The following is a 20,397-nucleotide window of genomic DNA, read 5'->3' on the forward strand; positions in this document are numbered from 1 at the left end:
CTGGCAGACGCACAGGACTTAAAATCCTGCGGTGCTTAAAACACCGTACCGGTTCGATTCCGGTCTTCGGCACCAATATCGCGGGGTGGAGCAGTTGGCAGCTCGTCGGGCTCATAACCCGAAGGTCATAGGTTCAAGTCCTATCCCCGCAACCAAATTGAAAGACATGGCGGAATAGCTCAGCTGGCTAGAGCATTCGGTTCATACCCGAAGTGTCGTAGGTTCAAGTCCTATTTCCGCTACCATATATATTATAAGCCGAAGTGGCGGAACTGGCAGACGCACAGGACTTAAAATCCTGCGGTGCTTAAAACACCGTACCGGTTCGATTCCGGTCTTCGGCACCAATATCGCGGGGTGGAGCAGTTGGCAGCTCGTCGGGCTCATAACCCGAAGGTCGTAGGTTCAAGTCCTATCCCCGCAACCAAATTGAAAGACATGGCGGAATAGCTTAGTTGGCTAGAGCATTCGGTTCATATCCGAAGTGTTGTAGATTAAAATCCCGTTTCCGCTACCACATAAGTAACTCACAGATTAGTCTGTGAGTTTTCGTTTTATTTCTAACTTACATATCTAACATAAATTTATATTATTTCTTATTTATTTCATTAAAGTACAATCTTTCCCATAAAACTAATTTTATAAGTAAATAGGAGAGATAAATGTCCTAAAAAAAAGTTGAAGCCATCCTATGTTGTGACAATAATTTCCAATTGGTTTTGCTATAATTAAGAAAAACAATTTATGAGGGTGGTGGGGTTGTTATGCAGTATGGAGCAGAAATATTTCCATATGAAAGGATTAAGAAAGTCAATAATGATGAACATAGGAAGAAAGAATATAATATAGTCTTAATCTATAAGACTCTATTTTATTTTTTTACAAGCTTGTTAATTAGCAGAGTAATTATGATTAACTTAATGGCTCCTTTTGGGATAGCCTTTTTAATGACTACTATATCAAATAAAAATAAAAGAATATCCTTGATGGCAGGAATTGGTTCCATCTTAGGGTACCTATCATTACATAGTAGCATTAAAAACGTATGGCTATATATCATTGGTGTCTGCATAATAGCTTCAATAGCTTATACATTTGATAGCATTAGGACAAATAAGAAACTTTATATAGCTTTTGGAATTATATTTTTAGAATTAATACTTTATAATAAGTTTTTAATGCACATTACAATGCTTGTAGCTTTTTTTAATGCTTTATTTGAAATGGCATGTATATTTCCAATATATTATATTCTTAATTATTCCATAACATGTCTAAAAAAATTTAAAACAAAGAATATATATAGTAGTGAAGAAATTATAAGTATTTCCATATCTTTATCTTTAGTTATTGGAGGTACTTGGGGAATTAACATATTTGGAATGTCCCTAAGGAATATACTAGCTTTAACATTTATAGTTATGATAGGTTATATTAAGGGAAGTTCTGCAGGTGGGGCCTCTGGGGTAGCTATGGGTGCTATAATAGGTATTTCCACAAATAATATGGTTACTTTTATAGGTACTTATGGTATATGCGGTTTAATAGCAGGTGTGTTTAAGGAAACAGGAAAATGGATAAGTGGAATTGCTTATATAGTAATGTTTTCAATATTGAAGTTATACTCAGATATAGGAGTGCAATTTCAAATACAGGAGGCGTTAATTGCGCTGATAATATTTTATATAGTACCTGTTAAGATTTACAAGAGGATGGAATTGGAGTTAGATTGGGAGATGAAGGGAGAAAATTTAAGGGAAAACTATGTTGGTAAAATAAAAGATTTGTATAGTAATAAGCTAAATGATTTTTCTCAACTATTATTAGATATGAGAAAAACCTTAGAGGACTTGGCAGATAATGATAAGTTAAGATTGAAAACTAAAAGTAGTGGAATAGTAGAAAATCTGGCGGATAGGGTTTGCAGCAATTGTAATATGAAATCTATTTGTTGGAAAAGGGAAAGCTTTTATACCTATTCGGCTTTTTCAGAGTTAATTGAAAACTATCAAAATAAAAAAGAAGCTGTACCTTATGAAATAGAAAGAAAATGTATAAGGAGATCTGCGCTGACAAAAAATGCAGAGGAGATAATAAAGAATTATATTATAGATGAAATGTGGAGAAATAGACTAAGTGAATGTAGGCAATTTTTAGCTACACAAATAAGTAATATTTCGTATTCTGTAGATGAGATGATAGAAGATTTTAGTTCAAGCATTCAATTTAATAAATATATAGAAAATGATATAAGAAGGGTATTAAATAAAAATAACATAAAGTTTAGAGATGTATTTTGCTACAATGATAAGAATCAGAGAATCGTAATAAAATTGTCCATGGAGGCTTGCGGTGGAAAGCAGAAATGCATAAAAGAAATATTGCCGTTGATAAACTCAGTAACGGGTAAGGTAATGTGTGTAGCAGATGAAGGATGTAATCTAAATTTAGACAGTAAGATGTGTAATATGACCTTAGAAGAAACTCCTAAGTATCATGTAGCATCTTATGCAGGGAGAATGTGTAAAGATGGAGAAAAATATAATGGAGATAGTTATTCTTTCAATAAATTAAAGGATGGAACTTATATAACTGTTTTAAGTGATGGGATGGGTTCTGGACCAGAGGCAGGACACGAGAGCAGTGCTGCAGTGAATCTGATTGAGGGGTTTGTTAAAGCAGGTTTTAGCAAAATTACTGCAATAAATACAGTAAATTCCCTTATGACTATCAAGTTTTCTCAGGATGAAAAATTTTCTACTGTAGATTTAAGTAGTGTAAATTTGTACACAGGCGAAGTTGACTTTATGAAAGTAGGAGCTGTAGCTAGTTTTATAAAATCAAAGGATAAGGTAGACGTAATTAAATCTAGAACATTACCTATAGGTGTTTTGGATAAAGTAGATGTGGACATTATAAAAAAGCAGGCAAAAAATGGTGACATAATTGTTATGTTAAGTGATGGTATATTAGATTATAATAATGATGAAGCTGGAAAGGTAGAGTGGCTTGTAAAATATCTGCAGGAGTGTAATCAAAATAATCCAGAAGAATTATGCAAAGGCATTATTGACAAGGCAAAGGAATTATGTAAGGGCAAGGTTAAAGATGATATGACTGTAGTGGTTTCAAAGGTTTATGCATTGTTTTAATTTATATACCAGAAATCAACATTTATTATATGATTTCTGGTATTTTAATTTTTATTTATGTTATAATAAAAACTATAAATTTTTCATGAAATAAGTTTTTGGGGAAGTGGTTATTAATGCTGGAAAAGGTTTTAAAAACTATAGAAGAAAATAATATGATAGAAAAGGGAGACAAGATAATAGTTGGAGTATCTGGAGGCCCGGATTCTATGTGCTTACTACATATTTTAAGGTCTATAAGCAAAGAATATTGTATAGAAGTAGTAGCAGCTCATATAAATCATTGCCTCAGGGGAGAAGAAGCGGAAAAGGATGAAGAATATGTAAAAGATTTTTGCAGAAAAAATAATTTGAAATTTTATTCTGCTAAAATAGACATAAATAAGCTGGCAAAAGAAAAGAATTTATCCTGTGAAACCGCAGGAAGAGAAGCTAGATATTCATTTTTTAAAAAAGTAATGAAGGATATAAATGGGACAAAAGTTGCCCTAGCACATAATGCCAATGACCAATGTGAAACTATACTTATGAGAATTATGAGAGGAACAGGCATTGAAGGTCTTGCGGGAATAAAACCAATAAGAGATAATATATACATAAGACCATTGATAAATATTACAAGGGATGAAATTGAGGAATATTGTGTTTCAAATAATTTAAATCCTAGAATAGATAAGACAAATTTAGAAACTATATATACTAGAAACAAGATAAGATTAGAACTTATACCTTATATAAGAAAGAATTTTAATGAAGATATAGTAGGTGCAATTAATAGACTAGCAATAAATGTAGATATAGATAGTGATTACATTGAATTTATGGCAAAAAAAAGTTTCGAACAGTACTCAGTAGTTAAAAAGGATAGAATAATAATATTAAAAAATGCTTTTAATGAACATAGAGCCATTGTTACTAGAATGATAAGATATGGTATATGTGGTATAAAGGGAAATTTATATAATTACGAAAAAATACATATAGATCAAGTTATAGAATTACAAAAAAATGAAACAGGTAAAGAATTATTATTACCAGGGGCCATAAAAGTCGTAAATAATTATGGAGATATTCATATTTTCAAATACTTACCCAATAATCACATTAAAGAGGATAATGAGTATATATTAACATTGGGAGATAATTACATAGGGGATAAAATGAGAGTGAAACTAGAACTGATAGATAATAATAATGCTCTCAAATTAGGTAAATGGGAAAATGTTAAATATTTTGATTTTGATAAAATTAATGGTAATATAGTGTTAAGATATAGAAGGGATGGAGATAAGTTTATACCTCTTGGAATGAAGGGAAGTAAAAAGTTAAAGGACTTTTTTATAGATTTGAAAATACCCAAAGAGGAAAGAAATAAAATACCACTAATTTGTTTCAACAAAGATATTGCGTGGGTGGTAGGGTATAGAATAAGCGAAAATTTTAAAGTACAAAAAACTACAAAAAATATATTGAAAATTAATATAGAAAGAGAGGAACAAAATGAAAGAGGATATTAAAGAAGTTTTATTTACTGAAAAGGAACTAAGAGCTAGAATTAAAGAAATTGGCAAGCAAATAAGTGAGGATTATCGTGGAAAAGATTTATTTTTAATTGGGGTATTAAAAGGATCAGTACCTTTTATGGCAGATCTTATGAAGGAAATAGATATTCCTTGTACTATGGATTTTATGGCGGTATCAAGTTATGGAAATTCCTCAAAGACTTCTGGAGTAGTAAGAATTCTAAAGGATTTAGATTTTGAAATAGAAGATAAACATGTTCTTATTGTGGAAGACATAGTAGATTCAGGTGTAACTTTAAGATATTTAGTGGACTATTTAAAGGGTAGAAAGCCAGCTAGTATAGAAATAGCATGTTTATTAAATAAACCTGATAGAAGAACAGTAGAAATAAATACTAAATACATAGGATTTGAAGTACCAGATTATTTTTTGGTAGGATATGGTCTAGATTATGCAGAGAAATATAGGAATTTACCATATATTGGAATATTAAAAGAAGAAATTTATAAATAATTAATATTAATAATATTGTAAACAAATATTTGATATGATACAATTTTACAATATAAACTAGAAAGAGAGGGGGGCCAGTAATGAATAAGAAATTTTCAAGTGCAACGGCCTGGGTTATTATATTTATATTCGTCATTTTTTCAGCTCTGTATTTATCGCGATCAAATGAAAGTGTAACAACCATAAATTTCAATCAATTTGAAAAATATTGGATAAATAATGAGATAAAGAGTTTTGAAGTTAAAGAAGATAGAATGACGGTAGTAGGTACCTTAAAAAATGGTACTCAATATCAAACTATAGTCCCTTTTGAGAGACTAAATCAGTTTATAAGTACCCATGAAAAAAATGGAGATGTAACTGAAAACTATGTATTACCAGCAAGAACTCCAGTGTGGTTGAACTGGTTACCTACAGCCTTGTTAATACTAATGTTCGTGGTATTTTGGTTTATGTTTATGCAGCAATCCCAAGGTGGAGGCGGCAATAGAAATGTAATGAATTTTGGCAAGAGTAGGGCTAAAATGGCTACGCCAGATAAGAAGAAGGTAACCTTTAATGATGTGGCTGGTGCAGATGAAGAAAAGGCAGAACTAGCGGAAATAGTTGATTTTCTAAAACAACCTAAAAGGTACATAGATATGGGGGCAAGGATTCCTAAAGGTGTTCTTCTTGTAGGACCTCCAGGAACAGGTAAGACTTTGCTTGCAAAGGCTATAGCAGGAGAAGCGGGAGTACCTTTTTTCAGTATATCAGGTTCTGACTTTGTTGAAATGTTTGTAGGAGTAGGTGCTTCAAGAGTTAGAGATTTATTTGAGCAAGCTAAAAAGAATTCACCATGTATTGTATTCATAGATGAAATTGATGCAGTAGGAAGACAAAGGGGAGCAGGATTAGGCGGAGGTCATGATGAAAGAGAACAAACTCTAAATCAACTATTAGTTGAAATGGACGGCTTTGGAGCTAATGAAGGAATAATAATGATAGCTGCAACTAATAGACCAGATATATTGGATCCAGCCCTTTTAAGACCAGGTAGATTTGATAGACAAATCTTAGTAGGAGCACCAGATGTTAAAGGAAGAGAAGCAATACTTAAAGTTCATTCAAGAAATAAACATTTATCACCAGAAGTAAAGTTAAATGTATTAGCGAAAAGAACTCCTGGATTTACAGGAGCAGACTTAGAGAACTTAATGAATGAATCAGCGCTTTTAGCTGTTAGAAAAGATAAAAAAGAAATAGGCATGGATGAATTAGAAGAAGCTGTAACAAGAGTTATAGCAGGACCTGAAAAGAAGAGCAGAGTAATGGACGAAGAAGACAGAAAAATTACTGCTTATCATGAAGCAGGGCATGCAGTAGTTATGAGGCTATTACCAAATGCTGATCCTATACATCAAATAAGTATAATTCCAAGAGGAATGGCAGGTGGATATACAATGCACTTACCTGAAAAGGATAGTTCTTATATGTCAAAATTAAAACTTGAAGATGAGATAGTTGGGCTTCTTGGAGGAAGAGTTGCAGAAAAACTAATTATAGGAGATATTAGCACTGGTGCTAAAAATGATATAGAGAGAGCTACTACTATAGCAAGGAAAATGGTTATGGATTATGGAATGAGTGAAAAATTAGGGCCAATAGCTTTTGGCAGCGGACATGATGAAGTTTTCATAGGCAGAGATTTTGGAAAAGCTAAAAACTTTAGTGAAGAGGTAGCATCAAAGATTGATGAGGAAATTAAAGTACTTGTTGATACAGGATATAATAAAGCAACGAAACTTCTTACTGATAATACAGATAAGCTTCATGCAGTTGCTAAAGCCCTTTTGGAGAAAGAAAAACTTGAAGCTGAAGAATTTGAAGAAATATTTGTTAATAGTTAAATAAAACAGAGGTTAATCCTCTGTTTTTTCTTTTAAATTTAGTTAATATTTGTATTTAATGATATAATTATATTGTATTACTAAAAACCTAATAGAAACGAGATGATGCCATGGAATGTAATTTAAAAGAAGGAATAAACTCTATTACAGAGATAAAAGTTACGGAAAAGGAAACCGCCATTAATTATGGTTCTGGAGATTTGCCAGTTTATGCAACTCCAGCTATGATTGCCCTTATGGAAAATGCAGCTAAAAGTTGTGTGGGGCTACATTTACAATGCGGTTATACTACAGTGGGAATAGGGGTTAGTGTTAAACATATTAAAGCTACTCCTATAAACATGAAAGTGAAATGTGAAGCTATTCTTACTAAAATAGATGGCAAAAGATTATTTTTTAAGCTGAAAGCTTGGGATGAAAAAGGCCAAATAGGAGAGGGTACCCATATAAGATATATAGTAAATAGTGAAGAATTTATGAATAAATTGAAGTAATATTGAAGGATATAGGTTAATATAAAACTTATATCCTTTTATTTTTGAATTATTATTGGTATAAGTAATATACATTTTTTACATGATATGGTATTATAAGAGTAGTATTTTATTGGGAAGGGGTGCAAAAAATGAATGGGGATTTAAAAATTAGCAGGGAATCAATGCAACATAAATTGGATAAGCTAACAGCTTTAGAGAGAATAAAACTGCTTTTTGATGAAGATACTTTTGTAGAGATAGAAGGTTTGGTGGCTAATAAAAACTCTGGAGTTATAACAGGATATGGAACAATTAATGGAAGGTTAGTTTATGCTTATAGTATTGATTATAATATTAATGGAGGAGCAATAAACAAGATAAATAGCAAGAAAATATGCAATCTTATAGATATGTCAGGAAAAATGGGAGCTCCTCTTGTACAAATTTATGATTCTATAGGAGGAGAATTGTCAGAAAATTTAAATATTTTCAATTGCTATGGATCTATAATTAATAGAAATGCTAAATTGTCGGGGGTTATACCACAAATATCTTTAGTATGTGGATCTTGTACAGGGCTTTTAGCATTGAGTGCTGCCATGAGCGACTTTACAGTAATGGTTAAAGATCAGGCTGAGGTATATATAAATGATCCAGAAGATATTATAGAAAGTCAGGGTGAATATATAAGTATAGAAATGTATGGACAAAGTAAACACTGTAGTAATATTGGTAATGTACAAATAGTAGCAGATAACGAAAAAGAAAGCATAAATATGGTTAGAAAGATTGTATCCTATTTGCCCTCAAATAATATTGAATTGTCATATAGTGATTTAGATGTAAATGAAAATTTATCTGCTAATATTGATAATGTTGTTAATGAATATAACATTGATGGAATCATAGAATATCTTTGTGATAAAGAAAGTATTATTGAAATAAATAAAGATGTATCAGAAAAGTTAAGAACTTTTTTAGGGAAAATTCATGGCATGACAGTTGGCATACTAGCTAACAGTGATGATAATAATGGATTGACCATAAAGGATCTTAATAAAATTACAAAGCTAGTAAAAGTATGTGATTGTTTTAATATATCAATTATATCCTTGGTTAATTGTGAAGGATTTATAAAAAACTTGGAGGAAGAAAAAAACGGTATTTTATTGGAGGCAGCAAAGGCATTAGCAACAATATCACAAGCATCCGTTCCAAAGGTATCCTTAATTTATGGTACTTCCTATGGAGCTATTTATACTATGCTTGCTGGAAAGGGAATAAGTTTTGATGTAGTATATGCATGGCCTAATTCTAAAATTTGCATTACTAAACCAGACAAGTTATTAAAAATAGTTTATAGAAAAGAAATATTATCTAGTGAAGTTCCTATTAAAAAAGAAGAAGAAATAATAAAAGATAGGATAAATAATATAACAAATCCATATAGTGCAGCGGAAGAAGGATATGTGGATGATATTATATTACCAGATGAAACAAGAGCTAGAATTTCAAATGCCTTAGAAATGCTTCAAAGTAAGAGAGAAGTTAATTATCCTAAAAAACATGGTAGCATTTTAATTTAAGAGTTGGGGGGATCAATTATGCTAGAGTTGTTTTTAGAAGGATTGAAGGTAACAATATTTGCAATGGCAATAGTATTCGTAGTTCTTACTATACTCATGTATATTATTAAGCTGCAGACCATATGTTTAAAAAATGTAGGAGATAAGGAAAAGGTTAAAAATATAGATGAGGAAATAATAAGAACTAGTGAAATAGATGAGATTTCATTAGAAAATGATAAGGAAATAGTAGCTGCAATAGCTGCCGCTTTAGCTATGTACATGGACACACCTGTTAATAGCATAAATATTAAAAGCATAAAAAAGATAAAGAATAGTTTAGATTGGAGAAAATCCGGTATTAAATCTATAAATGTTTAGGGGGAATTATTTTATGAAAAAATTTTATGTTACCGTAAATGGCAATAGATATGAAGTAGAAGTAGAGGAATTAGCGGAAAGTTCTAAAGATAGTTGTGCTGCTGAGACTATTAATAAGGGAATATCTAACAACGTTTTAATAGAAAAAGATACTAGTAATAGACTAAGGGAAGCAAAATCTGTACTTGATAAAAAAGTAAATGGAGAAAAAATAGAAGCTCCTATGCCAGGAATTATTCTTAGTGTAAATATTAATGAAGGTGATAAAATTGCTAAAGGACAGATAATGTTTATATTAGAAGCTATGAAAATGGAGAATGAAATAATGGCCCCAAGGGATGGCAAAGTGTTAAGCGTAGATATAGCAAAGGGTGGTAAAGTAGATACAGGAGATCTATTAGCAGTTATAGAATAGGGCTTAATGCAGAAAATTTAAGGGGGTGTTAATATATGGACTTGATTAAATCTCTTGAAAATTTATGGCTTTCATCTGGCTTTGTAGTAATTACTTGGAAACAAGTTATAATGATCATGATAGCGTGTTTATTAATATATTTAGCTATAAAAAAAGAATTTGAACCTTTGTTGTTATTGCCTATTGCATTTGGAATGCTTGTAGCAAATTTACCACTTGGAGGTTTGGATAAGGTTCCCATATATGAATTTAAGGATGGGCAACTTATCACCAAGGAGATAGGGGGATTGTTTTATTATCTATACAAAGGAGTAGAGTTGGACATTTACCCTCCTCTAATATTCTTAGGGGTAGGAGCTATGACAGACTTTGGACCATTAATTGCAAATCCATCAAGCATATTAATGGGGGCTGGTGCACAGTTTGGAATATTTTTTACTTTTATATGCGCTCTTCTCTTAGGATTTGATAGTAGACAGGCAGCCTCAATTAGTATAATAGGAGGAGCAGATGGGCCAACGGCTATATACTTAGCATCGCAGCTGGCTAAGGAATTATTGGGACCTATAGCTGTAGCAGCCTATTCCTATATGGCATTAGTTCCCTTAATCCAACCGCCAATTATGAAGGCATTAACTACTAAAGAAGAAAGAACTGTTAGAATGGATCAACTTAGACATGTAAAAAAAGTAGAAAAAATAATATTCCCTATAGTTGTTACAGTGTTAGTCACTCTTTTTCTTCCCTCCATTGCACCTTTAATAAGTATGTTAATGCTTGGAAATCTATTTAGGGAATCATTGGTAGTAGACAGATTATCTGATACAGCGCAAAATGCTTTAATAAATATAATAACTATTTTTCTGGGAGTTACAGTAGGCGGAACTGCAAAGGCAGAACTATTCTTAAGGGCGGATACTATTAAAATAATTATATTAGGAGTAGTTGCATTTTCTATAAGCACCGTTGGGGGAGTAGTTATTGGTAAGATAATGTATAAATTAAGCGGTGGAAAAGTAAATCCTTTAATAGGCTCAGCAGGAGTTTCTGCAGTGCCTATGGCAGCCAGGGTGTCTCAAGTAGTTGGGCAAGAAGAAGATCCAGGCAACTTTCTACTTATGCATGCTATGGGACCAAATGTGGCCGGTGTAATTGGAACAGCAATAGCTGCTGGAATATTATTAACTTTATTCAAATAATTTATTATGAAAGAGTATCTGCATTTTTTAATTTACAGATGCTCTTTTTTAATTTATAATTGGGTGTATGTAAATATTTATGAATAAATGTCATTATGATTTACATAATACAAACATATAAAATAAATTTAATTTTTGAATAATGTTAAGAAAGTGGTGGTATTGTGATTTTAGTTCTAGATGCTGGTAATACTAATATTGTTCTTGGATTATATGAAGGTAAAGAACTTATAGCTGACTGGAGGTTGTCTACTGATCCAATAAGAACTGCGGATGAATATGGCATTCAGGTTATACAGTTATTTTTGCAAAATAAACTTGATCCTTCTGATGTGGAGGGAGTTATAATTTCTTCTGTGGTTCCAAATATAATGTATTCAATAGAACATATGATATTAAAATATTTTGAAGTTAAGCCTATAATAGTTGGTCCTGGGGTGAAAACAGGAATAAATATTAAATATGATAATCCTAAGGAAGTAGGAGCAGATAGAATAGTAAATGCAGTATCAGCTCATGAAATATATAAAAAACCTCTTATAATAATAGATTTTGGGACAGCTACAACCTTTTGCGCTGTAACCGCCGCAGGAGATTATTTAGGAGGAACAATTTGTCCTGGAATAAAAATATCATCTGATGCTTTATTTCAAAGAGCAGCGAAGCTGCCTAGGGTAGAACTTATAAAACCTAATACAGTTATCTGCAAAAATACTGTATCTAGTATGCAAGCGGGTATTATATATGGATATGGTGGTTTAGTAGATTGTATAGTTAATAATATAAAAAAAGAAATGAACGACTTAGGAGAAAAGGATGCTTTTGTAGTTGCTACAGGGGGCCTGGCAAAACTTATAAGTGAAGAAGCAAAGACAATAGATGTGATAGATCCATTCTTAACACTAGAAGGACTAAGACTTATATATGAAAAAAATAGGGAGCAAAACTTTTAATGAGAATAGCTAATCTGGAATTTAGTAATAATATATTCTTAGCTCCCTTAGCAGGGGTTACAGATATAGCTTTTAGAGGTCTATGTAAAAGAATGGGTTGTGGACTTGTATATACTGAAATGATAAGTGCTAAAGCTTTGTATTATAATAATGATAATACAAAAGCTATGTTAGAGTTCTCAGAGGAAGAGCTTCCAGTGGCAGTGCAGATATTTGGAAGTGAGCCAGAGGTTATGGCTAAAGCGTGTGATTACTTTAATGATAACCAAAATATATGTTTAGTTGATATTAACATGGGCTGCCCAGCACCTAAAATAGTAAAAAATGGAGAAGGATCGGCTTTAATGAAAGATCCCAAGTTAGCTGCACAAATAGTGAAAAGTGTAAAAAAAGCAAGCAGTAAGCCTGTGACAGTAAAGTTTAGAAAGGGCTTTGATGAAAATAATATTAATGCTGTGGAATTTGCTAAAGTATTAGAAGATGCAGGAGTAGATGCAATAACAATACATGGTAGGACTAGACAGCAGATGTATGAGGGAAAAGCAGATTGGGATATAATAAGAATGGTAAAAGCAGCTGTAAGTATACCTGTAATAGGGAATGGTGATGTTTTTACTCCAGAAGATGCTATAAACATTGCTGAGTACACAGGTTGTGATGGAATAATGATTGGGCGAGGAGCTTTGGGAAACCCATGGATATTTAAACAAATACAGCAAAAGCTAAGTGGAGAAAAAGTGCAGTATCCTGCACCAGAGGAAGTAATTGATATTTGTATTGAACATTTTAAAAGGGCAGTATTCTATCATGGAGAGTATAGAGCTGTTAAGGAAATGAGAAAACATATAGCTTGGTATATAAAAGGCTTAAAAAATTGCACTAAAGTAAAGAATATGATAAATTCTCAACATGAAGCTAGTCAGGTTATAAATATATTGGAGGAATACAAGGATGAATTAATAAAGGGCTGAATTTATTAAATTATAAAAGCATATAATCTAATAATATTAATTATTAGGATATAAAAATGCAGCCTATTTTATATATTAAACCCTTAGACAGAAACAAGATTTATAATGAATGTAATATTTTAACCAAATTAAAAGATCGATTTAAAATTAACTTAACAGAGGAAAACTTCATTAAAGAGCTTAATGTTAAAATAACTAGAGTAAGCTTTCCTCTTAATTTAAATAAAGAAGCCTATACTAACAATATAGCAATTACTAAGAGGTTTATAAAAAATAATCAAGTTTATATTGCGCCGAAAGTATGGAGAAAGATTGACTACAATTTTTTTAACACATTTCAAAAAGAACTATTCGGATATAGTCTAGCAAAAAGTATCCAATTAATATTAAGATTAAATAATAAGAGCATTAAGAATAGTTGTATAGTAGTATATGATCCGGCGGATGATCAGGTCTTTGAAGGAATTTTGTATTTATGTAGAGTAGCTAAATATATAGTATTTCTAACGGATAATGTAGAAAAGACTTCAATAATTGCAGATTATGTTATGGCCAATTATGGTATATCCCCAATTATTACTAAAGATAAAAGTTTTGCATTAAATAATTGCGATTTTATATTTACTTCTAGAGAGGTCGAAATTGACTGCCCAGCTCCTATATGGTATTTTAACAATTTATATAAACCCAGAAATATTAAGGGTATAGAAATAAATGATGTAGAATACAGTGTGCCTGCTTTATGGGATCTAAAAGAAGTATCCTTAGAGTTGTTGGGAGCTATTTTATGTCAGATGGATGAGAGAGATATTGAGGAATCTATTAAGAAGAATGGAGTTACTTTAAATAGTATAAAGTTTAATGATAACATCTTGAATTTTGAAGATCTAAAAAGTTGACATTAAAATTATGCTGTTTTATAATAGCTTAAATGATTAATGGGTAAGGTGTATAATTAGTGCATAAATTTTCAAAAAATATAATAATATATAAAAAGCAACCATAGCAAAAAGATTTAAAAGGGGAGAAAAACATGAGTGATTCAAAAAAGTATGTTATGACATATGAAGGAGTTAAGAAATTAGAAGAAGAACTAGAATATCTTAAAACAGTGAAAAGAAAGGAAATAACTGAGAAGATAAAGGTAGCCCTTTCCTTTGGAGATTTAAGTGAAAACTCTGAATACGATGAAGCCAAAAATGAACAAGCTTTTGTAGAAGGAAGAATAATTCAACTTGAAAATATGCTGAAAAATGCTACCATAATAGATGAGAATGAAATACCAGCTGATACAGTTAGTGTTGGAACAATAGCAAAAGTAAAAGACTATGATCTTGATGAAGAAGTTGAATTCTTTATAGTGGGTTCAGCAGAAGCAGATCCTATGGAAAATAAAATATCTAACGAGTCACCTGTTGGTAGTGCTCTAATAGGTAAAAAGGTAGGAGATATAGTAGAAGTATCTGTGCCAGATGGAGTAAGTAAATATGAAATACTATCAGTAAGAAGAGATTAATGGAGGAATGTCAGTATGTCAAATGAAGAAAAGAATTTGATGAAAGAGGAACAAAAGTTTAATGAGCTAATTACGGAAAGAAGACAGAAACTTCTCGACCTTCAAGCAGCTGGAAAAGATCCTTTTGATGTATATAAAGTGGAAAGAACTCATACATCAAAAGAAATAAAAGATAATTATGAAGAACTTGTGGATAAGATAGTTACTATAGCTGGAAGACTTATGTCCAAAAGGGTACACGGTAAGGCTGGTTTTTCAGATGTTCATGATAGATACGGAAAAATCCAGCTGTACATAAGAATTGATGATGTAGGTGAAGAAAGATTAAAAGAATATAAATCTTTTGACATAGGAGATTTAGTTGCTGTAACAGGTAGAGTGTTTAAAACAAAAACAGGAGAAGTTTCAATACACATTACTGATTTTCAGCTTATAGCTAAATCTTTAAAACCACTTCCAGAAAAGTGGCATGGACTTAAAGATCCGGATTTAAGATACAGACAAAGATATGTTGATTTAATAATGAATCAAGATGTAAAAGACACATTTATGAAGAGAATTCAAACTATAAGAGCAATTAGAGAATTCTTAGATGCTAAAGATTATTTAGAGGTTGAAACTCCAATACTTTCACCAATAGCTGGTGGAGCTGCTGCTAGACCTTTTGTAACTCATCATAATGCTTTAGATATAGATATGTACTTAAGAATTGCTACAGAGCTTTATTTAAAGAGACTTATAGTTGGCGGTTTTGAAAAAGTATATGAAATTGGCAAAGACTTCAGAAATGAAGGTATTGATATAAGACATAACCCAGAATTCACAATGATGGAATTATATGAAGCATATGCTGATTATAATGATATGATGGAGATAACTGAGAACATGGTAGCTTATGCAGCGGAAAAGGTTTGTGGAACTACAAAAATAACTTATCAAGGAACAGAAATAGATCTTACTCCACCTTGGAGAAGAATAACTATGGTGGATGCAGTTAAGGAATATGCGGGAATAGACTTTAGCGAAGTAAAAACAGATGAACAAGCAAGAGAAATTGCTAAAGAGAAAAAACTTGAATTAAAGAAACAATTAAAAGATTGTTCTAAGGGTGATATATTAAATGCTTTATTTGAAGAATATGGCGAAAAGAATTTAATTCAGCCTACATTTATATACGATTACCCAATAGAAATATCTCCTTTAACTAAGAAGAAAAGAGGAAATCCTGATTTTACAGAAAGATTCGAAGGATTTATTTACGGAAGAGAATTATGTAATGCTTATTCTGAGCTAAATGACCCAATTGTACAAAAAGATAGATTTGTACAGCAGTTAAGAGAAAGAGAATTGGGTGATGATGAGGCATATATGATGGACGATGATTTCATAAATGCATTAGAAATAGGTATGCCGCCAACTGGAGGACTTGGAATAGGAATTGATAGGCTTGTCATGCTCTTAACAGATGCTTATTCTATAAAAGATGTAATTTTATTCCCAACGATGAAACCAAGTAACAATCAGTAATTCTAATATGGTATAAGGATAAAATAAGGGTATTGCACGATATGTGTAGTACCTATTTTTAATGATAAAAAATAACTTTAAATTTAGTAAAAAATGCTTGCATTTATAAAATAATATGATATACTAAATCATATAATAAACATTCCGTGGTAGCTCAATGGTGGAGCATTCGGCTGTTAACCGAAGGGCTGGAGGTTCAAATCCTCTCCACGGAGCCATTTTATTTTTTGCCTATATTGACAATTTTAAATTATTTGTTAAAATATATTTTAAACTGAATAAATCACGATGATGAAGAAGAGTAGTGGTAATGCTTTTTAAGAGAGGCTATGGTTGGTGAAAATAGCTAAAGGTTTATTATGAAGGGAGCTTCTGAGTGCAATATATTGAAAGCAGGGCTGTTGCCAAAAAGGGTGGAACCGCGGAAGATATCTTTCGTCCCTTGAGGTAACTGCTTTTTTTATACAAAAAATTATAAAAATAACCAATATACGTAAAAGGAGGAAGTAGTTATGGCTTTTGAAAAGACTATGGACAAAATAGTTGCATTAGCAAAGAATAGGGGTTATGTTTTTCCTGGCTCAGATATTTATGGTGGATTAGCTAACTCATGGGATTACGGGCCACTTGGTGTTGAATTTAAAAATAATGTAAAAAAGATATGGTGGGAAAAATTTATTCAACAAAGCCCATATAATGTAGGCCTTGACTGTGCAATACTTATGAATAGTGAGGTATGGGTAGCCTCAGGTCACGTAGGAGGTTTTTCGGATCCATTAATGGATTGTAAAGAGTGTAAAGGAAGAGTTAGAGCAGATAAACTTATAGAAGATTATATGACCGCCCATGGAGCAGAGGTTGCCAGTGCAGATGGTTGGACTAATGAGCAATTAAAAGATTATATAGATACTCATGAAATAGTTTGCCCAAAATGCGGTAAAAAGAACTTTACAGATATAAGAAAGTTTAATCTTATGTTTAAGACCTTCCAAGGGGTTACTGAAGATGCTAAGTCAGAAATATATTTAAGACCAGAAACTGCTCAGGGGATTTTTGTTAACTTTAAAAATGTACTTAGAACATCAAGAAAAAAATTACCCTTTGGTATAGGACAAATTGGTAAATCATTTAGAAATGAAATCACTCCTGGTAACTTTACATTTAGAACAAGAGAATTTGAACAAATGGAGTTAGAATTTTTCTGTGAACCAGGAAAGGATTTAGAATGGTTCAAGTATTGGAAGGATTATTGCTGGAAGTTCTTATTAAATCTTGGTATGAAAGAAGAAAACTTAAGATTTAGAGATCACTCTAAAGAAGAATTATCCTTCTACAGTAATGCTACATCCGATATAGAATACTTATTTCCATTTGGATGGGGTGAATTATGGGGTGTTGCTGATAGAACAGATTATGATTTAAAACAACACATGAAGCACTCAGGTCAGGATTTATCATACTTAGATCCTACTACTAATAAAAAATATGTACCATATTGTATTGAACCATCATTAGGAGCTGATAGAGTAACTCTTGCTTTCTTGGTAGACGCATATGATGAGGAAGAACTAGAAGGCGGAGATGTAAGAACAGTATTACACCTTCATCCAGCTCTTGCACCATTTAAAGCTGCCGTACTTCCATTAACTAAAAAGCTTTCCGGAAAATCTACAGAAGTTTATAGCATGTTATCAAAATATTTTAATGTTAATTATGATGAAACAGGGAGTATAGGAAAGAGATATAGAAGAGAAGATGAAATAGGAACTCCCTACTGTATAACTATAGATTATGATACTCTTGAAGACAATACAGTAACTGTAAGAGATAGAGATACAATGCAGCAGGTTAGATTAAGCATAGATGAATTAGTAAAATTTATACAAGATAAAATAGAGCCTTAATAAAAGATTAAGGGCCTTTGCTACAAGTAAAGGCCCGATTTTTTATAAAAAAATACAACAATTATAATATGTTTTTGTAAATATTTAAATAAAATAAAAAAATCACCGGATGAAATCATCCGGTTTAAATAGGGTTTAATCATGGGGATATGTTATATGTTCAATTAAAACTTGGGGAATTATATTAATGTTTCCTTACGGCACATACTAAGTATAACATATATGTATATAATATTGCAATACATGATAATAAAGTCTTTAAATTAAATATATTCTCACAATTTCGACTTTACTATCTCATATAAATAGAATCTTTTGTAGATATTTAAATATTAAAAAACTTTGCAATTTTTAAGGTTTAAAGAATAAAGGTGATATAATTATTTATATTAAAGTTTATGTTTTTATATAGCGGAGGTAATAAATGAATAAAGACTTTAAAGAATTTAAAAAGTTTATAAAGGGAAAAAAGACAGCTGTGGTAGGTATAGGAATAAGCAATAGACCATTAATAGATTTTTTAGTTAAGTTAGGAGCAGAAGTCACTGCTTTTGATAAGAAAGATAAAGAACAGTTAGGAAATGCAGCAGTAGAGCTAGAAAACAAAGGCGTAACATTAGTATTAGGGGAAGATTATTTAGATAAACTAAATGGTTTTGAAGTTATATTTAAGACGCCTTCTATGAGAATAGATAGTCCAGCTTTATTAAGAGCTAAAGAAGAGGGAACTTATATAACTTCAGAAATGGAGGAATTTATAAAATATTGTCCAGCAAAGATTTTTGGCATCACAGGAAGTGATGGAAAAACCACTACAACCTCTTTAATTTATAATATGTTGAGGGAAGAGGGATATAATACTTGGATAGGCGGCAATATAGGAACCCCATTATTCTCAAAAATTGAAGAAATAAAAAAGGATGATAAAGTAGTATTAGAATTATCCAGCTTTCAGTTGATGACCATAACTGAACCTATAGAGGTCTCCCTTATAACTAATATATCTCCTAATCATTTAGACATTCATAAGGATATGGAAGAATATATTGATGCCAAGAAGAATATTTTTAAATATGGAAGAGAAGAGGATTTACTGGTTCTCAATAAAGATAATGAAATAACTAATTCTATTGCAACAGAAAGAGGAGGAAATATTCTACAATTCAGTATAAAGGGAAAGGTGGAAAATGGAGCCTTCTATAACAATGGTGAATTATATATATTCAATAAAAGAATATGTAATATAGATGAAATAAAGTTAAAAGGAATGCATAATGTAGAAAACTTATTAGCGGCATTTTGTTGCGTAAATGAAGATGTATCCATAAAAAGTATGAGAAATGTTGCTATATCCTTTACTGGGGTAGAACATAGAATGGAATTCATAAGGGAAATAAATGGAGTAAAATACTACAATGATTCTATAGCATCAAGCCCAACAAGAACTATAGCTGGACTTAGAGCATTTGATAAAAAGGTTATATTAATAGCAGGAGGATATGACAAAAAGATTTCTTTTGAGCCACTAGCAAAGGAAGGATACACATATATCAAGAGTTTAATACTTCTAGGAGTAACTAAAGACAAGATTAAAAAAGCTTTTGAAAAAATAATGAGTGAAAAGGGAATAAATATACCTATTTTTATTGTAAGTACTCTTGAAGAAGCAGTGAATAAGGCGAATACTATTGCTGAGAATGGAGATATAGTTACTCTTTCACCAGCATGTGCAAGTTTTGATATGTTTCCAAACTTTGAAGTGAGAGGAAATAGATTTAAAGAGATAATAAATAATTTATAAAGTAGGGAGAAGGAAGGCGATTTATATAGATGATCCCCTTCTTTTTACTGTGCCTACTTTAAATATAGTAAATAAAGTACATTATAAAAGAAAAATAAAGAACGGATAAGATAGCCCGTGAATTTAAAATATGTATGCTATGACAGCTCTATGATTTATGCTAAAATAAATCATATTATTTGAACCAGATATATAGTTTAGAAGAAAATAAAAAATATTAACTTGTTTAAAAAATCTTCTTGACAAGTTTAAATGCAAATGATATTATAAATAAGCTGTCACATGACAGCAATGGTCTTTGAAAATTAAACAGAGAAGAGAAACCAGTCAATTCAACACGAAAGTGTTAAAAATAGCGATGAGCTAATAAGAAAAATTGGTAGAAGCAAGCAGTACGAGGAAACAAGAGAAACGAGGAGCGGAGTTTACTTCAGTAAATGAGCACCGCAGTGAACTTGTTGACGGAGTAATGCGCAGCTTATAACAATTTTTGATTAAACTTTTAAATTGAGAGTTTGATCCTGGCTCAGGACGAACGCTGGCGGCGTGCCTAACACATGCAAGTCGAGCGATGAAGTTCCTTCGGGAATGGATTAGCGGCGGACGGGTGA

16 protein-coding genes, 6 tRNA genes, 1 rRNA gene and 1 other annotated feature are annotated in these 20,397 nt (G+C 31.6%); all 23 genes read left to right on the plus strand.

The window, feature by feature from the left end; genetic code table 11:
* Positions 1-79: 79 nt before the first annotated feature.
* A tRNA-Met gene (locus CLLI_RS14190) sits at positions 80-155 on the plus strand.
* Between the two features lie 13 nt (positions 156-168).
* Positions 169-245 (plus strand) — tRNA-Met (locus tag CLLI_RS14195).
* A gap of 12 nt (positions 246-257) precedes the next feature.
* Positions 258-347 (plus strand) — tRNA-Leu (locus CLLI_RS14200).
* 4 nt (positions 348-351) lie between these two features.
* A tRNA-Met gene (locus CLLI_RS14205) sits at positions 352-427 on the plus strand.
* A gap of 13 nt (positions 428-440) precedes the next feature.
* Positions 441-517 (plus strand) — tRNA-Met (locus CLLI_RS14210).
* 247 nt (positions 518-764) lie between these two features.
* Positions 765-3,152, plus strand: coding sequence for a stage II sporulation protein E (gene spoIIE, locus CLLI_RS14215; RefSeq protein ID WP_106064854.1), 2,388 nt, complete (start codon positions 765-767; stop codon positions 3,150-3,152).
* Positions 3,153-3,268: 116 nt separating this feature from the next.
* Positions 3,269-4,669: a tRNA lysidine(34) synthetase TilS gene (gene tilS, locus CLLI_RS14220; protein ID WP_106064855.1), complete on the plus strand. Its 1,401-nt coding sequence runs from the start codon at positions 3,269-3,271 to the stop codon at positions 4,667-4,669.
* Positions 4,653-5,189, plus strand: a complete 537-nt coding sequence (gene hpt / locus CLLI_RS14225; protein WP_106064856.1) for a hypoxanthine phosphoribosyltransferase — start codon at positions 4,653-4,655, stop codon at positions 5,187-5,189. Before tilS ends, hpt begins: the two co-directional genes overlap by 17 nt.
* A gap of 80 nt (positions 5,190-5,269) precedes the next feature.
* Positions 5,270-7,078, plus strand: coding sequence for an ATP-dependent zinc metalloprotease FtsH (ftsH, locus tag CLLI_RS14230; protein WP_106064857.1), 1,809 nt, complete (start codon positions 5,270-5,272; stop codon positions 7,076-7,078).
* Between the two features lie 110 nt (positions 7,079-7,188).
* A complete protein-coding gene (locus CLLI_RS14235) occupies positions 7,189-7,572 on the plus strand; it encodes a thioesterase family protein (RefSeq protein WP_106064858.1) in 384 nt (127 codons plus the stop codon).
* A gap of 131 nt (positions 7,573-7,703) precedes the next feature.
* Positions 7,704-9,140, plus strand: a complete 1,437-nt coding sequence (locus CLLI_RS14240) for an acyl-CoA carboxylase subunit beta (RefSeq protein ID WP_106064859.1) — start codon at positions 7,704-7,706, stop codon at positions 9,138-9,140.
* A gap of 18 nt (positions 9,141-9,158) precedes the next feature.
* On the plus strand, positions 9,159-9,500 hold the full coding sequence (locus CLLI_RS14245) for an OadG family protein (protein WP_106064860.1): 342 nt from the start codon (positions 9,159-9,161) through the stop codon (positions 9,498-9,500).
* Between the two features lie 13 nt (positions 9,501-9,513).
* Positions 9,514-9,915, plus strand: coding sequence for a biotin/lipoyl-containing protein (locus CLLI_RS15030; RefSeq protein ID WP_106064861.1), 402 nt, complete (start codon positions 9,514-9,516; stop codon positions 9,913-9,915).
* Positions 9,916-9,950: 35 nt separating this feature from the next.
* Positions 9,951-11,114, plus strand: a complete 1,164-nt coding sequence (locus tag CLLI_RS14255) for a sodium ion-translocating decarboxylase subunit beta (protein WP_106064862.1) — start codon at positions 9,951-9,953, stop codon at positions 11,112-11,114.
* A 164-nt stretch (positions 11,115-11,278) separates the two neighbouring features.
* Positions 11,279-12,067, plus strand: coding sequence for a type III pantothenate kinase (locus CLLI_RS14260; RefSeq protein ID WP_106064863.1), 789 nt, complete (start codon positions 11,279-11,281; stop codon positions 12,065-12,067).
* Positions 12,067-13,038: a tRNA dihydrouridine synthase DusB gene (gene dusB / locus CLLI_RS14265; RefSeq protein WP_106064864.1), complete on the plus strand. Its 972-nt coding sequence runs from the start codon at positions 12,067-12,069 to the stop codon at positions 13,036-13,038. Before CLLI_RS14260 ends, dusB begins: the two co-directional genes overlap by 1 nt.
* Positions 13,039-13,094: 56 nt before the next feature.
* A complete protein-coding gene (locus tag CLLI_RS14270) occupies positions 13,095-13,937 on the plus strand; it encodes a hypothetical protein (RefSeq protein WP_106064865.1) in 843 nt (280 codons plus the stop codon).
* Between the two features lie 134 nt (positions 13,938-14,071).
* Complete coding sequence (greA, locus tag CLLI_RS14275; RefSeq protein ID WP_106064866.1) at positions 14,072-14,554, plus strand: transcription elongation factor GreA; 483 nt, start codon at positions 14,072-14,074, stop codon at positions 14,552-14,554.
* A gap of 15 nt (positions 14,555-14,569) precedes the next feature.
* Positions 14,570-16,081 carry a lysine--tRNA ligase gene (lysS, locus tag CLLI_RS14280; protein ID WP_106064867.1) on the plus strand — a complete coding sequence of 504 codons (1,512 nt, stop codon included), beginning with the start codon at positions 14,570-14,572 and terminating at the stop codon, positions 16,079-16,081.
* A 143-nt stretch (positions 16,082-16,224) separates the two neighbouring features.
* Positions 16,225-16,299, plus strand: a tRNA-Asn gene (locus CLLI_RS14285).
* 61 nt (positions 16,300-16,360) lie between these two features.
* Positions 16,361-16,527 (plus strand) — a binding site (T-box leader).
* A gap of 66 nt (positions 16,528-16,593) precedes the next feature.
* Entirely contained in the window at positions 16,594-17,985 is a 1,392-nt protein-coding gene (locus CLLI_RS14290) for a glycine--tRNA ligase (protein WP_106064868.1), read from the plus strand.
* 424 nt (positions 17,986-18,409) lie between these two features.
* On the plus strand, positions 18,410-19,786 hold the full coding sequence (gene murD / locus CLLI_RS14295) for a UDP-N-acetylmuramoyl-L-alanine--D-glutamate ligase (RefSeq protein ID WP_106064869.1): 1,377 nt from the start codon (positions 18,410-18,412) through the stop codon (positions 19,784-19,786).
* Positions 19,787-20,289: 503 nt separating this feature from the next.
* A 16S ribosomal RNA gene (locus CLLI_RS14300) occupies positions 20,290-20,397 on the plus strand; the annotation flags it as partial.

The sequence above is a fragment of the Clostridium liquoris genome (assembly GCF_002995785.1).
Taxonomy (GTDB): Bacteria; Bacillota; Clostridia; order Clostridiales; family Clostridiaceae; genus Clostridium_AO; species Clostridium_AO liquoris.

Coding starts and splice junctions, on each gene's coding strand:
- CLLI_RS14270 (WP_106064865.1), top strand. CDS start 13,095: ATGCAGCCTATTTTATATATTAAACCCTTAGACAGAAACAAGATTTAT.
- greA (WP_106064866.1), top strand. CDS start 14,072: ATGAGTGATTCAAAAAAGTATGTTATGACATATGAAGGAGTTAAGAAA.
- murD (WP_106064869.1), top strand. CDS start 18,410: ATGAATAAAGACTTTAAAGAATTTAAAAAGTTTATAAAGGGAAAAAAG.
- tilS (WP_106064855.1), top strand. CDS start 3,269: ATGCTGGAAAAGGTTTTAAAAACTATAGAAGAAAATAATATGATAGAA.
- CLLI_RS14255 (WP_106064862.1), top strand. CDS start 9,951: ATGGACTTGATTAAATCTCTTGAAAATTTATGGCTTTCATCTGGCTTT.
- hpt (WP_106064856.1), top strand. CDS start 4,653: ATGAAAGAGGATATTAAAGAAGTTTTATTTACTGAAAAGGAACTAAGA.
- CLLI_RS14290 (WP_106064868.1), top strand. CDS start 16,594: ATGGCTTTTGAAAAGACTATGGACAAAATAGTTGCATTAGCAAAGAAT.
- CLLI_RS14235 (WP_106064858.1), top strand. CDS start 7,189: ATGGAATGTAATTTAAAAGAAGGAATAAACTCTATTACAGAGATAAAA.
- CLLI_RS14245 (WP_106064860.1), top strand. CDS start 9,159: ATGCTAGAGTTGTTTTTAGAAGGATTGAAGGTAACAATATTTGCAATG.
- ftsH (WP_106064857.1), top strand. CDS start 5,270: ATGAATAAGAAATTTTCAAGTGCAACGGCCTGGGTTATTATATTTATA.
- dusB (WP_106064864.1), top strand. CDS start 12,067: ATGAGAATAGCTAATCTGGAATTTAGTAATAATATATTCTTAGCTCCC.
- lysS (WP_106064867.1), top strand. CDS start 14,570: ATGTCAAATGAAGAAAAGAATTTGATGAAAGAGGAACAAAAGTTTAAT.
- CLLI_RS15030 (WP_106064861.1), top strand. CDS start 9,514: ATGAAAAAATTTTATGTTACCGTAAATGGCAATAGATATGAAGTAGAA.
- CLLI_RS14240 (WP_106064859.1), top strand. CDS start 7,704: ATGAATGGGGATTTAAAAATTAGCAGGGAATCAATGCAACATAAATTG.
- spoIIE (WP_106064854.1), top strand. CDS start 765: ATGCAGTATGGAGCAGAAATATTTCCATATGAAAGGATTAAGAAAGTC.